Below are 16,200 nucleotides of genomic sequence, written 5' to 3'. Positions count from 1 at the left end.
CGTCGCCGTGACGAGCGTCTCGCAGAGCAGTAGCGTGGCCTGACATGGCGAGTGACACCGGAGTCGTCCCGGACGCTCCGGTGCACGACGGTCCCGCGGGCGGATCCCGCACCGATCTGGCCGCCCTCGAGGCCGGCCGCGACGAGAAGAAGCAGCTCCTGCGCCGGGCGGCGCGCACCGCCGCGGCCGCGGCCGAGCGCGGGGAGGCCGCGCTGCCGCCGGGCTGCACGGCCGACGACCTGCCGGCGTTCCTCCGGCGCTACTACTGGAGCGAGCCGTCCGAGGAGGTCCTCGACACCGACGCGGCCGATCTCGCGGCGCTCGCCCTCGGCCACCTCGCGCTGGCCGAGGTCCGCCCGCCCGGCGCGGCGACCGTCGACCTGCAGCCGCTCCCCGGCGGCAGGCGGGCCGGCCGCACCGTCGTCCGGCTGGTTACCGACGACATGCCGTACCTGGTCGACTCGGTCACCGCCGAGGTGGTCCGGCAGGGCTTCGCCCTCGAGCACGTGGTCCACCCGGTGCTCGTCGTCCGCCGCGACGTGAGCGGCCGGATCATCACCTTCTGCGACAGCGGGGACGCCGCCTCCTGCGGTAGCGACGCCGTCACCGAGTCCTGGATGGCCGTCGTCCTCGACGGGCCCCTCGACGGCGAGTCCGCCGGCGACCTGGTGACCGGCCTGCGCACCGTCCTGGACGACGTGCGGGCCGTCCACGAGGACGGCGCCCGGATGCGCGCCCGCATGGTCGACCTCGCCGCCGAGCTCGACGTGCTCGCCGGCGGCGGGACCGCGCCGGTCCCGGTCGACGACCCCGCGGACGACCCCGCGGACGACCCCGCCGAGGCGGCGGCCCTGCTGCGCTGGCTGGCCGACGGCAACTTCGTGCTCCTCGGCGCCCGCGACGTGGAGGTGGTCCCCGACGAGGGGGAGAGCGTCGCCCGTCCGGTGCCGGGCACGGGCCTCGGCGTGCTCCGCAGCGACACCGACGTGGCCCGCTCCGCGACCGCCCCGCCCGAGGCCGCCGGGGTCACGGGGCGGCACCGGCTCACCGTCACGAAGGCCGACACCCGTTCGACGGTGCATCGCCGGGCGTGGCTGGACCTGGTCGCCGTGACCGTCCCGCGCAGCGGCGGCGTGACCCGGCGGCGCCGCTTCGTCGGGCTGTTCCCGTCCACCGCCTACGGCACCAGCGTGCTCGACGTCCCGCTCGTGCGCCGCCGGGTCGCCGAGGTGATCGAGCGCTCCGGCGTCCCCGCGGACAGCCACACCGGCAAGCAGCTGCTCGACGTCCTGGAGACCTATCCCCGCGACGAGCTGATGCAGGTCGGGGCCGAGCGGCTGCTCCCCGTGGCGATGGCCGTGCTGCACCTGCAGGAGCGCCGGCAGACCCGGCTGTTCCTGCGGCAGGACCCGACCGGGCGGTTCTGGTCGGCGCTGGTCTACCTGCCCCGGGACCGCTACACCACCGCCGTCCGCACGGCGATGCAGCACCTGCTGCTCGAGCGCCTCGGTGGCACCAGCATCGAGTTCACCGCGCGCTCCACCGAGTCCGTGCTGGCCAGGCTGCACTTCGTCGTCCGCCGTCCGGTGGGCCGGCAGGGGGCGCGCCAGCACGTGGACGTCGACGTCGACGCGCTGCAGGCCGAGCTCGCGGCGGCCGCCCGCAGCTGGACCGACGACCTGTCCGACGCGCTGGCCGGCCGGTTCGGCGCGGACGCCGAGCGGATCTTCGCCCGCGTCGCCGACGCCTTCCCGGCCGCCTACCAGGAGGACTTCCCGGCCGAGCGGGCCGTCGAGGACCTCGCCCGCCTGGACGGCCTGGCCGCCGGTGACCTGGCGCTGCGGCTGTGGACGCCGGCCGGCGCGGCTCCCGGTGACCGCCGGCTGACGGTGTACCGCGTGGGGGAGCGGCTGCTGCTGTCCGACATCCTCCCGGTGCTGCAGAACATGGGTGTCGACGTCGTCGACGAGCGGCCCTACGAGATCGACCGGATCGGCGCGCCGCCAACCTGGATCTACGACTTCGGCGTCGCCGTCCCCCCGGTCGACCTGCCGCTGCTGCGCTCGCTGCCCGAGCGGTTCACCGACGCCGTCGCCGCGGTGTGGCGCGGGCAGGCCGAGGACGACGGCCTCGGGGCGCTGGTCCTGCTCGCCGGGCTCACCTGGCGGCAGGTGACGGTGGTGCGGGCCTACGTGCAGTGGCTGCGCCAGGCCGGGCTGCCGTTCAGCCAGTCCTACGTCGAGCGCACGCTCGCCGCCCATCCCGGCGTCGTCGCCCGGCTGGTGGCGCTGTTCGAGACCCGCTTCTCGCCCGGGCGGGTCAACGGGCGCGAGGGCCGGCAGACGGACCTGGTCGAGGCGCTGCGCCGCGCCATCGGCGAGGTCGCCTCCCTCGACGCCGACCGGGTGCTCAGCTCGCTGCTGGCCGCGGTGATCGCGACCCAGCGCACCACCTACTACGCCGGCGGCCCGCTGGCGCTCAAGCTCGACCCGGCGGTGGTGCCCGACCTCCCGGAGCCCCGGCCGGCCCACGAGGTGTGGGTCAGCTCGCCGCGCGTCACCGGGGTGCACCTGCGGTTCGGCAAGGTCGCCCGCGGCGGGCTGCGCTGGTCCGACCGCCACGAGGACCTCCGCACCGAGGTGCTCGGCCTGGTCAAGGCGCAGATGGTGAAGAACACCGTCATCGTGCCCACCGGCGCCAAGGGCGGTTTCGTCGTCAAGAAGCCGCCGACGGGAGCCGACGGCGGCGCGGCCTCGCGGGAGGAGATCCTCGCCGAGGGCCAGGCCTGCTACAAGCTCTTCATCGGCGCGCTGCTCACGCTCACCGACAACCTGGTGGACGGGCGGGTCGTGCCGCCGGAGAAGGTGGTCCGGCACGACGGCGACGACAGCTACCTCGTCGTCGCCGCCGACAAGGGGACGGCGACGTTCTCCGACCTGGCCAACGCCGTGGCGCTCGAACGCGGGTACTGGCTGGGCGACGCGTTCGCCTCGGGCGGCTCGGTCGGCTACGACCACAAGGCCATGGGCATCACCGCCCGCGGCGCCTGGGAGTCGGTGACCCGGCACTTCCGCGAGCTGAGCCTCGACGTGCAGCGCGACGACTTCACCGTCGTCGGCGTCGGCGACATGTCCGGCGACGTGTTCGGCAACGGGATGCTCCTGTCGGAGCACATCCGGCTGGTGGCCGCCTTCGACCACCGGCACGTCTTCGTCGACCCCAGCCCCGACGCGGCGACGTCGTTCGCCGAGCGGCGGCGGCTGTTCCACCTGCCGCGTTCCTCGTGGGCCGACTACGACCCCGCGCTGATCAGCGCCGGGGGCGGCGTCTGGCCGCGGACCGCCAAGTCGATCCCGGTCAGCGAGGAGATGCGCGTCGCGCTCGGCCTGCCCGCCGGGGTGGGGTCGCTGAGCCCCGTCGAGCTGATCCGCGCGGTGCTGCTCGCGCCGGTCGACCTGCTGTTCAACGGCGGGATCGGCACCTACGTGAAGGCCGCGACCGAGAGCCACCTGGAGGTCGGGGACAAGGCCAACGACGCGGTGCGGGTGGACGGCGGCCGGCTCCGGGTCAGGGTCGTGGCCGAGGGCGGCAATCTCGGGCTCACCCAGCGTGGCCGGGTCGAGTACGCCCTGGCCGGCGGCCGGGTGAACAACGACGCCATCGACAACTCCGCCGGTGTGGACACCTCCGACCACGAGGTGAACATCAAGGTCGCGCTCAACCGCGTGGTCGACGAGGGGCGGATCGACGCCGAGGGCCGCGCGGCGCTGCTCGGCGAGATGACCGACGACGTCGCGGCCGCCGTGCTCACCGACAACCACGCGCAGAATGCCACCCTCGCCACCGAGACCGCCTCGGCGCGCAGCCTGATGGACTCCCACGAGCGGTTCATCCGGGCCCTGGAGCGCTCGGGCCGGCTGCTGCGCAGCGTGGAGGCGCTGCCCGACGCCCGCGCGCTGGCGGAACGACGCCGCGACGGTCACGCGCTGACCGGCCCGGAGCTGTCGGTGCTGCTCGCCTACGCCAAGCTGCAGGCCGGGGATGCGGTGGTGGCCTCCCCGCTGCCTGACGACCCGGCCCTCGAGGAGCTGCTGGTCGACTACTTCCCGGCCCCGTTGCGCCGCCGGTTCCCCGGCGCGGTCGCCGGCCACCCGCTGCGCCGGGAGATCATCGCGACGGTCCTGACGAACCGGGCGGTGAACGTCGCCGGCGTCACCGGGCTGTTCCGGCTGGTCGAGGAGACCGGGCTGCCCCTGACCACCGTGGTGCGCGCGCACGTGGTGGCGCGGTCGGTGTTCGGGATCGACCGCATGTGGGACGCGATGCGGCCGTTGGACAACCAGGTCGCCGCCGCCGTCCAGGTGGAGGTGCGCACCGAGGCCACCCGGCTGGCCGAGCGCGCCACCCGCTGGCTGTTGCGCCAGCCCGACCTCACGGCCGACACCCCGCTCCCGCTGGCCGAGGTGACCGCCCGGTTCGCCGGCTCGGTGGCCGAGGTGCAGGCCGGCCTGCCCGGCTGGCTGCTGGGCAGCGAGGCGGAGGCCTACGCCGCCCGGGCCGCGCGGCTGCAGGAGGCCGGCGTGCCGGCGGACCTGGCCGCCCAGGTGGCGGCCGCCGGCCTGCTCCCGGCGGCGCTCGACCTGGCGGTGGTCGCCGAGCGGACCGGGGCGCCCGTGGCGCTGGCCGGGCAGGTCCAGCAGCGGCTGGCCGAGCGGCTGGGTCTGGTGGCGCTGCGCGAGCTGGTGATCGCGCTGCCGCGCGACCGGCGGTGGCCCGCGATGGCCCGTGCCTCGCTGCGCGACGACCTCGGCATGGAGCAGTCGTCGCTGACCGAGGACGTGCTGACCCTGCGCGCCTCCGACGCCGACCCGCCGGACGCACTCGTGGCCCGCTGGGAAGAGGGCTGGGACACCGCGCAGCACCGGGCGGCCGCCCAGCTCGCCGACATCACCTCCGGTGACCGGCAGGAGCTGGCCGAGCTGCTGGTCGCCGTCCGGACGCTGCGCGGGCTGCGCCGCCGCCGCCAGGCCCGCCGCCTCCCCCGCCCCGGGGAGAAGTAGCCCCCGGGAGCTGCGGCGTCGTGGCGCATCTGGGCGGTTATCGGGCTCTCTAGCTCATGCGCTAGAAAGCGATAGAGGCCGCGAGTCGCCGGGGGAGGGTTGGCCGCCGACGCGTACGGGCAGCCCCGGGGGGACCCGCCCCCGATCCGAGGACCCGACCCGTGCAGCTGCGCCCCATCTCCCGTACCGACGGCTACCTGCCCATCGAGGACCACGGCCTGATCGGCGACGGGGCGACCTGCGCCCTCGTGGGGCGGGACGGAGCGATCCCGTGGCTCTGCCTGCCCGACTTCGACAGCCGCCCGTTGCTCGCCGGGCTGCTCGACGCGGAGCGCGGCGGCGGGTTCCACGTGACTCCGGTGGGGCTGCAGGCCTCCGCCCAGCGCTACCTCGAGGACACCGGCGTGCTGGTCACCGAGCTGGAGGGCCCGGACGGCCGGCTCGAGCTGACCGACTGCATGACCCTGCGCTCGGGGTCGGACCTCGCCGAGCAGGTGCCCCCCGGCCGGGGAGAGCTGCTGCGGATGGCGACGGTGGTGTCCGGGACCGTCGAGGTCACGGTCCGGCTGGCGCCGATGGACGGCGTGCTGGTGCGCCGCGAGCTCGGCGTCTGGCGCCTCCTCTGGCCCGCGCACCCGGAGATGGATCTGAGCCTGTGGTGCTCGCACGAGCTGGCCATGAGCCGGGACGGCGCGCTGACCACCCGGGTCCGGCTGCGCGAGGGCGAGCGGCTGACCTGCACCCTGCACTGGTCGGGCCAGACGCACACCTGGTCCCGGACCGACCCCCAGCGGCTGGTCGACCAGACCGCCGCCGCATGGCGGAACTGGATCGGGTGCATCTCGTACGACGGACCGCAGCGCGCGCTGGTGCGCCGTTCCGCGCTCACGCTCAAGCTCCTCGACCACGCCTCCACCGGGGCGATCATGGCGGCGGCGACGTCCTCGCTCCCCGAGGAGATCGGCGGTGTCCGGAACTGGGACTACCGGTACACCTGGGTCCGGGACGCGGCGTTCACCACCTACGCGCTGCGCCGGATCGGGATGCACGCCGAGGCCGACTCGTTCCTGGCCTGGACGCTGCGCAACGTCGAGCGGGACGAACGGACCAGCATCGTCTACACCCTCGACGGCCGGCGCCCGGGCCTGGAGTGGGAGGACCTCGCGCTGTCGGGGTACCGCGGCTCGGGCCCGGTCCGGTGGGGGAACCGTGCGGCCCGCCAGGTGCAGCACGACGTCTACGGCGAACTGCTGGACGTCGCCTACCAGTGGGTGCGGTCCGGGGGAGAGGTGGACCAGCCCCTCTGGGGGGCGCTGTGCGAGCTCACCGAGCAGGCGATCGCCAACTGGCGGACGCCGGACAACGGGATCTGGGAGATCCGGGACGCGGGCCGCCCCTTCACCTACTCGGTGGCGCTGTGCCACGTCGCCGTCGACCGCGCCCGCCGGATCGCCGACCAGTGCGGCCTGCCGCATCCGCGGGAACGGTGGCAGCAGGAGGCCGACGCGATCCGGCGGACCCTGCTCGAGCAGGCCTGGGACCCGGAGCGGGAGACCTTCACCGAGCAGCTGACCCCCGAGGGGCAGGGCGATCGCGGAGGGCTGGACGGCTCGCTGCTCACCCTCCCGCTGCGTCGGGTGATCGCCGCTGACGACCCGCGCATGGTGGCGACGACCGAGGCGGTCCGCCGTCGCCTGGACGCCGGTGACGGGCTGCTGTACCGATACCTGCACGACCAGTCGCCCGACGGGCTGCCCGGCGGGGAGGGGGCGTTCGTCCTCTGCAGCTTCTGGCTGGTCGACAACCTGGCCGGGCAGGGCCGCCTGGAGGAGGCGCACGACCTCTACGACTCGCTGTGCGGGCGTGCCAACGAGGTGGGGCTGCTGGCCGAGGAGATCGACCCATCGACCGGGGCCTTCCTCGGGAACTTCCCGCAGGCGTTCAGTCACGTCGGCGTGATCACCAGCGGGTGGAACCTCGGCCGCGCGGCCGAGGTGGCCCGGACGCGGAAGGAGCGGGCATGAAGCGGTCGTTCGTCGTCCTCGGGGGGACCGGTGACCTCACCGGCCGGCTGCTGCTCCCAGGGCTGGCCGAGCTGTTCGAGGCCGGCGTGCTCGACGAGGACGTCGACGTCCTCGCGGTCAGCCGGCACGACTGGAGCGACCAGGAGTACCAGGACTGGGCACGCCACCGGCTGGCCGACCACGCGCCGCACGTGCCCGAGGCCACCCGCGACCGGGTCATCGGTCGGCTGGGCTTCCTCCGCGGCGACGTCACCGAGGCCGCGGACCTGCGCCGGGCGCTGGACCGGGCCGGCGACGTGCCGGTGGTCTACCTGGCCCTGCCCAACACCGTCTTCCGGCCGACCCTGGAGGCCCTGGCCGAGGTCGGGCTGCCCGAGGGCGGGATCCTCGCCGTCGAGAAGCCGTTCGGCCGCGACCGGGCCGACGCGGCCGAGCTCAACCGCATCCTCCACCGGCTGGCGCCCGAGGACGCGGTGTTCCGCATCGACCACTTCCTGGCCAAGCAGACGGTGCTCAACGTCCTGGGCCTGCGCTTCGCCAACCGGTTGTTCGAGCCGGTGTGGAACGCCGGGCACATCGAGCAGGTGGAGATCGTCTTCGACGAGACGCTGGGGCTCGAAGGGCGGGCGGGCTACTACGACACCGCCGGCGCGCTGCGCGACATGCTCCAGAACCACCTGCTCCAGCTGCTCGCGCTGGTGGCGATGGAGCCACCGCTGACCGTCGACGCCGCGGGGCTCTCGGCCCGCAAGGGCGACGTGCTACGCGCCGTCCGGCCGCCGGTCGACATGGCCGGGGACTCCGTCCGGGCCCGCTACACGGCCGGCACCGTCGGGGAGCGGGAGCTGCCCGACTACGCCGCCGAGGAGGGCGTGGACCCGGCCCGGGAGACCGAGACCTACGCCGAGTTCACGGTGACCGTGGACAACTGGCGCTGGGCCGGGGTCCCGTTCCGGCTGCGGACCGGCAAGGCTCTGCGGGCCGGCCGGCGGGAGATCGTGATCCGGTTCAAGCCCGTGCCGCACCTGGCCTTCACCGACGAGGAGCCGCAGCCCGACGTGCTCCGGCTCCGCCTGGACCCCGACGGCATCGAGCTGGAGGTCAACCTCAACGGCGCCGGTGACCCCTTCGACCTCGAGCGGCGGACGCTGGACATCGCCCTGCCCCCGGCCGGGCTGTCGGCCTACGGGCTGCTGCTGCGCGAGATGCTGGCCGGAGACGCGGCGCTGTCGATCAGCGACGTCGAGGCGGAGGAGTCCTGGCGGATCGTCGAGCCGATCCTGGCCGCGTGGCAGGCCGGCGAGGTGCCGCTGGGGGAGTACCCCGCCGGCTCCGACGGCCCCGTCCCCGGATGATCAGCCAGGACCTCTCGGCGGATATCGCGTTCTCTACCGCTGTCGCTAGAGAACCGTAGACCGCGTCAGAGGGCGGGGCGACGGCGGCCGAAGCCGGTGGCCTGCTCGAAGGCGTGCCCGACCTCGAGCAGCCGGCGGTCGGCCCGCGGCGCGCCGACGACCTGCAGCCCGACCGGCAGCCCGTCGGGGGTGAACCCCCCGGGGACCGAGAGCGCCGGGCAGCCGGTCGCCGAGACGACGGTGCAGGAGCGCATCCACTCCAGGTAGTTCTCCTGCGCCACCCCGGCGATCTCGGTCGGGTACTCGATCTCCACCGGGAACGGCAGCACCTGCGTCGTCGGCGCCACGAGGACGTCGTAACGGCCGAAGAACTCGACCATCCGCTCGTACAGCGTCGTGTGCAGCTGCTCGGCCCGGGCCAGGTCGGCGCCGGTGAGCCGCGCGCCCATCTCCGCGTTCCAGCGGATCGACTCCTTGACCTCGTCCGGGCGGCGCCGGGCGAGGTCGCCGAACGCCGCATCGAAGAGCCACGCGCGCAGCGTGCCGAACACGTCGTCGGCACCGGAGAGGTCGGGGCAGGCCTCCTCCACGGACGCGCCGAGGGACTCGAACACCGCGACCGACGGCGCCAGCACGGCGGTGATCGCCGGATCCACGGTCACCTGACCACCGAGGTCCGGCGCCCAGGCCACCCGGAGCCCGTCGAGCCGGTCGGGGAGCGGGGCGCGGAAGCCCGCCGGGTCGTCGTCGAGCGCGATCGGCACCCGGGGGTCGGGCCCCGCGAGCACCGACAGCTGCAGCGCCACGTCGGCGACCGTCCGCCCCATGGGCCCCTGCACGGACAGCTGGGACCAGGCCATCGGCGCGGGCCAGGTGGGTACCCGCCCGGGCGTCGGCCGCAGCCCGACGACGTTGCAGAACGCCGCGGGGTTGCGCAGCGAGCCCCCCATGTCGCTGCCCTCGGCCAGCGGCACCAGCCCGGCCGCCAGCGCCGCAGCGGCCCCGCCGCTGGAGCCGCCCGCGGAGAGACCGTGCCGGTAGGGGTTGTGCGTCACCCCGAACACCGGGTTGAACGTGTGGGAGCCGGCCGCGAACTCCGGCACGTTGGTCTTCCCCACGCGGACGGCGCCCGCGCCCACCAGCCGCGCCACCACCAGCTCGTCGGCCGCCGGCACGGTGTCGGTGTGCACCGGCGAGCCCCACGTCGTCCGCATGCCGCCGGTGGCGTGGGTGTCCTTGTGCGCGACCGGCAGGCCGTGCAGCGGGCCCAGCGGCTCCCCGGCCGCCTGCGCGGCGTCGGCGGCGTCGGCGGCCGCCCGCGCTCCGTCGGCGTCGAGGGTCACGATCGCGTTCACCTGCGGATTCACCCGTTCGATCCGTGCCAGGTGCGCGTCGAGCAGCTCCCGGGCCGACACCTCGCGGGCGCGCACGAGCGCCGCGAGCTCGGTCGCCGGGCGGCTGCAGAGGTCGTCGTCGGCGGTCACCCGTGCAGCCTGCCAGAAGCCCGGGTGCGTGCGACGGCTGCGGCCGGGGAACGATGCTCGGTGATGACCGACGAACGAGCCACCAGCGACGGCGCCACCTTCGAGGAGCTGGGCCTGCGCCCGGAGCTGCTGAAGGCGCTCGCCACCCTCGGCTACGAGGAGCCCACCCCGATCCAGCAGGAGGCGATCCCGCCGCTGGCCGAGGGCCGTGACCTGCTGGGCCAGGCCGCGACCGGGACCGGGAAGACCGCCGCCTTCTCGCTCCCGGTGCTGCAGCGGCTGCCCGCGCACCGCACCGACCGCGCCCCGGTCGCGCTCGTGCTCGTGCCCACCCGCGAGCTGGCCGTGCAGGTGTCGGAGGCGTTCCACCGCTACGGCCGCGAGCTCGGCGCCCGCGTCCTGCCCGTGTACGGCGGCGCCCCGATCGTGCGGCAGCTGCGCTCGCTGGAGTCCGGCGTGGACGTCGTCGTCGCCACCCCCGGCCGCGCCCTGGACCTGCTCAACCGCGGCGCGCTGCACCTGGGGGAGATCACCACCGTCGTGCTCGACGAGGCCGACGAGATGCTCGACATGGGCTTCGCCGAGGACCTGGAGGCGATCCTCGAGGAGACCCCGGAGCAGCGGCAGACCGTGCTGTTCTCGGCCACGATGCCGCGCCGGCTCGACGCGCTGGCCCGCCGGCACCTCAGCGACCCGGTGCGCATCACCATCGCCAAGGAGCAGGCGGCCGCGGGGGAGGCCCCGCGGGTCCGGCAGACCGCCTACGTGGTGCCCCGCGGCGCCAAGCCCGCCGCGCTGGGCCGGATCCTGGACGTCGAGGCCCCGGCGGCGGCGATCGTCTTCTGCCGCACCCGCGAGGAGGTGGACTCGCTCACCGAGACCCTCAACGGCCGCGGCTACCGGGCCGAGGCGCTGCACGGCGGGATGAGCCAGGAGCAGCGCGACCGGGTGATGGGCCGGCTCCGCGGCGGGACGGCGGACCTGCTGGTGGCGACCGACGTCGCCGCGCGGGGGCTGGACATCGAGCAGCTCACCCACGTCGTGAACTACGACGTCCCCTCGGCGCCCGAGTCGTACGTGCACCGCATCGGCCGGGTGGGCCGCGCCGGCCGCGAGGGCGTGGCGATCACCCTCGCCGAGCCGCGCGAGCACCGGATGCTGAAGACGATCGAGCGGGTCGCCGGCGCCCCGATCACCGTCGAGAAGGTGCCCACGGTCGCCGATCTGCGGGCCCGGCGGCTCGACCTCACCCGGGGCGCGCTCCGGGAGAGCCTGCTGACCGACGACCTGGACCGGTTCCGCGTCGTCGTCGAGACCCTCACCGACGAGTTCGACCTCATGGAGGTCGCGCTGGCGGCGGTGAAGCTGGCGCACGAGGCGGCGGGCCCGGTCGACGACGACGAGGAGATCCCGCAGGTCGCCTTCCGTCCCGAGCGGGACGGCGGCCGCGCGCCGGCCGGCCGGGGTGGCGACCGGAAGCCGCCGGCCCGGGCGCGGTCGGTGGGCGGCGCGGCCGCCCGGCTCTTCGTCGGGGTCGGGCGGGACGCCGGGATCCGTCCGGGTGACCTGGTCGGCGCCATCACCGGGGAGACCGGCCTGACCGGGCGGGACGTCGGGTCGATCGAGATCCACCAGCGGTTCGCGCTGGTCGAGGTGCCCGAGTCCGCGGCCGACGAGGTCGTGCAGGCGCTGCGGGCCACGATGATCAAGGGGCGCAAGGCCCAGGTCCGACGCGACCGCGCCTGATCGGCAGCACGGGCATAGGAAGCTATGCCTACGGATGTGGCGGCAAACGCGTAGGCATAGCTTCCTATGCCTGCTGAAGCGCGGCGGTCAGGTGAGCGCCGGGTCCGGGGGCACGGTGGGCGGCACGCTCGTCGGCCCGGCCTCCGGAGGGCGCGGCCGGTCCTGGGGGTGCAGCCGGACGGCGACGAGCGCGACGTCGTCCTCCGGGCGGCCGTGCACCAGGCGGTCGAGGAGCTCGTCCAGCAGTTCCTGCAGCGGCCGGTCGGCGAGGTCCACCAGGGCCTCCCGCAGCCGGAGGATGCCCTCGTCGAGGTCGGAGTCGCGGCGTTCCACGAGCCCGTCGGTGTAGAGCAGCACCGTGCAGCCGCGCGCAAGGGTGGCGACCGACTCGCGTCGGCGGACCTCGGGGTCGACCCCGAGCAGCAGGTCGCCGGTCCACTCCGCCAGCTCGGCGACGGCGCCCTTCTCGTCGATGACCATCGGCGGCAGGTGACCGGCGTTGGCCCAGCGCATCCGCGTGATCCCCTGGCGCAGCTCGTCTGGGGTCTGCTCGAACCGGGCGACCGCGGCGGTGGCGAGGGTGGTGATCTGCAGGGTCGTCATCGAGGCGTCGAGCCCGCGCAGCACCTCCACCGGCCCGGCGTCGCTGTAGGTCGCCACGCCGCGCAGCAGGCCGCGCAGCTGCCCCATCGCCGCCGCCGCCTCGGTGTCGTGGCCGACGACGTCGCCGATGACGAGCATCGTGGCGCCACCGGGCTGCAGGAAGGCGTCGTACCAGTCGCCGCCGACGCGGGCGGCCTCGGCGGCCGGGAGGTAGCGCACCGCGATCTCCGCGTGGTCGGGCTCCGGCGGCTCGGTGAGCAGGCTGCGCTGGAGGCCCTCGGCCAGCTGCTGCTGGACGCTGTACAACCGCCCGTTGTCCAGCGCCAAGCCCGCGCGGTCGGCGGCCTCCTGGGCGATCTCCAGGTCCTCCGTCCGCGCCGGGGTGCCCTGGCCGTAGTAGAGGGTGAGCAGCCCCAGCGTGCGGTTGCGTCCGCGCATCGGCAGGACGACGGCCTCCCGGGGCCCCAGCCGCGCGAGCAGGTCGTACGCCTCCCCGGCGCCGAGCTGGTCGAGCACGGCGCTGCACTGGTTGCGGGTGCGTTCACCGGTGCGCAGCGCGGTCGCGGCCGGCGAGTCCAGCGGCATGGCGTCCAGGCGGACGGTCGCGTAGCGCTCGAGCACCGGCCGCATCTGCGCGTCGTCGTGCCAGCAGCCCACGTCCCGCGGCCGGCCGTCGGCGTCCACCACGGTCACGATGCAGAAGTCGGCCAGCGCGGGGACGACCAGTTCCGGCAGGCGGGCCATCGCGGTCTGCGGGTCGAGAGCGCCCGCGAGGTCGGCGCTGACCTGGGCCAGCAGCGCCAGCCGCCGGGCCGACCGCTCGGCCTGCTCCTGCACCCGCCGTCGCTCGGTGACCTCCAGGAAGTACACCGACAGGCCGTCGGGGCTCGGCCAGGCGCGCAGCTCGTACCAGCCGTCGAGCGGAGGCGGGTAGTAGGCGTCGAAGGACACCGGCAGCCCGGTGCGCACGGCCTCGCGGTAGCTCACCTCGAACACGCTGTGCAGCGCATCGGGGAACGCCTCCCACAGCACCCGGCCGAGGAGCTCGTCCCGCGTCGTCTGCAGCAGCCGCTCGGCCTCGGCGTTGACGTGGGTGAATCGCCACTCCCGGTCGAGGCTGTAGAAGCCGGCCGGCATGGCCTCGAGGATGCGGGTGACCAGGGTGGCCGCCTCCCGCTCGCCGGTGATGTCGTACGCGGCGCCGAGCACTCGCGTGGCCTCGCCGCGGTGGCCGGGGACCGCCCGCCCCCGGCCGTGCATCCACCGGGTCTCGCCGTCGGGCCGGACGACGCGGTAGGTGGCGTCGAAGTCGCCGCAGGCGTCGATCGCCTGCTGCAGGGCCTCGGCCACCCACGCCCGATCGTCGGGGTGCAGCCGGTCGTTGAACGCCTCGATCGTCTGCGTGAAGCCCTCGACGTCGTAGCCGAACATCGTGATCAGCTGGTCGTCCCAGGTGAGGTGCCCGGTCTCCAGGTCCCAGTCCCAGGTACCGACGCCGCCGGCCTCGGTCGCCAGTTCCCAGCGCACCCGGTCGTCCTCGTACCGGCGCAGCATGGCCGACAGCTCCAGCTCGGTCATGACCGAGGCGGCCAGCTGGCGGAGCGTGGTGATCTCGGAGGGCACCCACGCGCGCGGCTCGGGGTCGAAGACGCACAGCGCGCCGATCGGGCGGCCCTCGGCGTCGGCCAGCGGGGTGCCCAGGTAGGAGCCGACGACGCCGGCGCGCACGGGGGGCAGGTCGTTGACCCGGCTGTCCGATCGCGCGTCGGTGACCACGAGCGCCTCGCCGCGGGGCAGCGCCGCTGTCACGGTGCAGAGCGATTCCTCGAGCGGACCGGTGGTCCCCACGGCCACGTCGCCGGTCCCGGCGGCGACCAGCTGCACCTCGCCCAGCAGCGACACCTGGCTGCCGGACGTACCGAGCAGCCGGGCGGCGAGCTCGGCGATCCGGCCGAGGCCGGGCCGGTCGCCCGGGGGCAGCAGCCGGCGAGCCGCGGCCAGCCGTGCCGCGTCACCGCGGAGCTGGGCCGCCGCGCGGTCGCCGAGGCCGCGCCCGGAGTCGACCGTGCGGTCCGATCCGTCCACCGAAGCCCTTCTGTCCCGGCGGTCGCCGGGTCTCGGGACCAGCGCACCCGCGTTGTTCGAGTCGCGTGGTCCCAGGAGTTTATGTCACGACGGACCCGTTGTGCGCAACCAACCGCCGGTACGCCGGCCGAGGACGCGGCCATCAGTCCGCCGGGACCACCAGGGTCAGCGCCATGCCGCCGTCATGTTCCACGTGCAACCCCGCCCGCCTCAGCAGCCCACGCAGTCGCACGACGCCGTCCGGCTCCGCGGTGGTGGTGGCCAGGATGCGGGCCAGTCGGCCCTTGTGCGCCTTGCTGAAGTGGCTCACCACCGACCGGGTGCCGTCGGGGCGCTCGCTCAGCACGGAGACGGTCACCGCCCGGGGGACGGGGGCGAGCGCGGCGTAGGAACCGCTGCGCAGGTCGACCACCAGCCCCTCCCTCCCGGCGAGCACCGGTCCCAGCGCCGGCCTCCACAGCGAGCGCAGCGTGGGCAGCCCGGGCAGGACCGAGCCGGCGGACAAGCGGTACGCCGGGATGCGGTCGGCGGCGCCGACCAGCCCGAACAGCGCGGAGCCGACGGCCAGCCGGCGATCGGCCCGGGCCCGCTGCGCACGGGTCAGCGAGCCGACGTCCAGGGCGTCGTAGAGCACGCCGGTGTAGCGCTGCAGGGCGGGCATGGTGCCCGAGGTGAACAGCGCCGCGTTCCGGGCGATCTCGCCGTCCTGCTTCGCCGAGAGGCCCAGGGCCGCCCGTGACGCCGGGACGTCGGCGGCCAGCTCCAGCAGGGCCCTGGTCAGCTCCGCGCGCACCGGCGTGAGCTCGGGCGCGACCAAGGTTCCGAGGTCGAGCGGGGCACCGTCCCCGCCCGGGGCCTTGGTCTCCGACGGGGGCAGCAGGACGAGCACGAGGCGCCAGGCTACGTGCCCCTTACGTCAGGTCGACGACGACCGGGGCGTGGTCGCTGGCGCCCTTGCCCTTGCGCTCCTCGCGGTCGATGAAGGCGCCGGTCACCCGGGTGGCCAGGGCGGGGGAGCCGAGGACGAAGTCGATCCGCATGCCCTCGCGGCGGGGGAAGCGCAGCTGGGTGTAGTCCCAGTAGGTGTAGACGCCGGGGCCCGGGGCGCGCGGGCGCACCACGTCGGCGTACCCGGCGTCGACCACCGCCCGGAACGCCGCCCGCTCGGGCGCGGAGACGTGCGTCGAGGTGCTGAAGACCGACATGTCCCAGACGTCGTCGTCCTGCGGGGCGATGTTCCAGTCGCCGACCAGGGCCACCGGTGCGGCCGGGTCGTCGGCCAGCCAGCCCGCTCCGGTGTCGCGCAGTGCGGCCAGCCACTCGAGCTTGTAGGTGTAGTGCGGGTCGGCCAGCGTGCGGCCGTTGGGCACGTAGAGGCTCCAGACCCGCACCCCATCGCAGGTGGCGCCCAGCGCGCGGGCCTCGGGCACCGGGTCCTGGCCCTCCTTCGACGACCAGGACGGCATGCCGGGGAAACCGGCCGTGACGTCCTCCAGGCCGACGCGGGACAGGATCGCGACGCCGTTCCACTGCGAGTGGCCCAGGTGCGCGACCTGGTAGCCCAGGGCGCTGAAGACCATCTCCGGGAACTGGTCGTCCCGGCACTTCGTCTCCTGCATGGCCAGGACGTCGACGTCGTGCCGCTCGAGGAAGGCCGCCACGCGGTCGGCGCGGGTGCGGATCGAGTTGACGTTCCAGGTGGCCAGGCGCACGGCGGCGAGCTTACGGACGGCCGCGGACGGTCCGGGCCGGCCGCCCCGGTGTCGCGCCGGCCGACCGCCGTGCGCGATCACCGGGCCGCCGACCTGGGAGGACGGTGGGATCATGGTCCGATGACCGAGCT

General features: G+C 74.9%; 8 protein-coding genes. 4 read left to right on the top strand and 4 right to left on the bottom strand.

The genetic code is table 11. From position 1 onward, the window contains the following. Positions 1–44 precede the first annotated feature (44 nt). The 3 genes from ABDB74_RS20155 to ABDB74_RS20145 all read left to right on the top strand — a co-directional run bounded on the left by ABDB74_RS20155 (position 45) and on the right by ABDB74_RS20145 (position 8,439). On the top strand, positions 45–5,060 hold the full coding sequence (locus ABDB74_RS20155; protein WP_346620685.1) for an NAD-glutamate dehydrogenase: 5,016 nt from the start codon (positions 45–47) through the stop codon (positions 5,058–5,060). A gap of 161 nt (positions 5,061–5,221) precedes the next feature. Continuing rightward, positions 5,222–7,084, top strand: a complete 1,863-nt coding sequence (locus ABDB74_RS20150) for a glycoside hydrolase family 15 protein (protein ID WP_346620684.1) — start codon at positions 5,222–5,224, stop codon at positions 7,082–7,084. Then, entirely contained in the window at positions 7,081–8,439 is a 1,359-nt protein-coding gene (locus ABDB74_RS20145) for a glucose-6-phosphate dehydrogenase (RefSeq protein WP_346620682.1), read from the top strand. The genes ABDB74_RS20150 and ABDB74_RS20145 overlap by 4 nt, the downstream gene beginning before the upstream one ends. A 65-nt stretch (positions 8,440–8,504) precedes the next feature. Here the strand turns inward: ABDB74_RS20145 and ABDB74_RS20140 are convergent, their stop codons facing one another. After that, a complete protein-coding gene (locus ABDB74_RS20140; protein ID WP_346620680.1) occupies positions 8,505–9,923 on the bottom strand; it encodes an amidase in 1,419 nt (472 codons plus the stop codon). A gap of 63 nt (positions 9,924–9,986) precedes the next feature. Between ABDB74_RS20140 and ABDB74_RS20135 the strand changes: the two genes are divergently transcribed. Continuing rightward, entirely contained in the window at positions 9,987–11,669 is a 1,683-nt protein-coding gene (locus tag ABDB74_RS20135; protein ID WP_346620679.1) for a DEAD/DEAH box helicase, read from the top strand. 87 nt (positions 11,670–11,756) lie between these two features. On the opposite strand, the gene ABDB74_RS20130 is transcribed toward ABDB74_RS20135, so the two are convergent. From ABDB74_RS20130 to ABDB74_RS20120, 3 genes are all read right to left on the bottom strand, one after another. Continuing rightward, complete coding sequence (locus ABDB74_RS20130; protein WP_346620678.1) at positions 11,757–14,357, bottom strand: SpoIIE family protein phosphatase; 2,601 nt, start codon at positions 14,355–14,357, stop codon at positions 11,757–11,759. A 142-nt stretch (positions 14,358–14,499) separates the two neighbouring features. Further along, positions 14,500–15,246, bottom strand: coding sequence for a peroxide stress protein YaaA (yaaA, locus tag ABDB74_RS20125; RefSeq protein ID WP_346620676.1), 747 nt, complete (start codon positions 15,244–15,246; stop codon positions 14,500–14,502). A 22-nt stretch (positions 15,247–15,268) separates the two neighbouring features. After that, positions 15,269–16,069, bottom strand: coding sequence for an exodeoxyribonuclease III (locus ABDB74_RS20120; RefSeq protein ID WP_346620674.1), 801 nt, complete (start codon positions 16,067–16,069; stop codon positions 15,269–15,271). Positions 16,070–16,200 lie beyond the last annotated feature (131 nt).

The sequence above is a fragment of the Blastococcus sp. HT6-4 genome (assembly GCF_039679125.1).
In the GTDB taxonomy this organism is placed as follows: domain Bacteria; phylum Actinomycetota; class Actinomycetes; order Mycobacteriales; family Geodermatophilaceae; genus Blastococcus; species Blastococcus montanus.
Note: the sequence above shows the minus strand (reverse complement) of the source record. Positions and strands in the feature narration are given on the sequence as shown.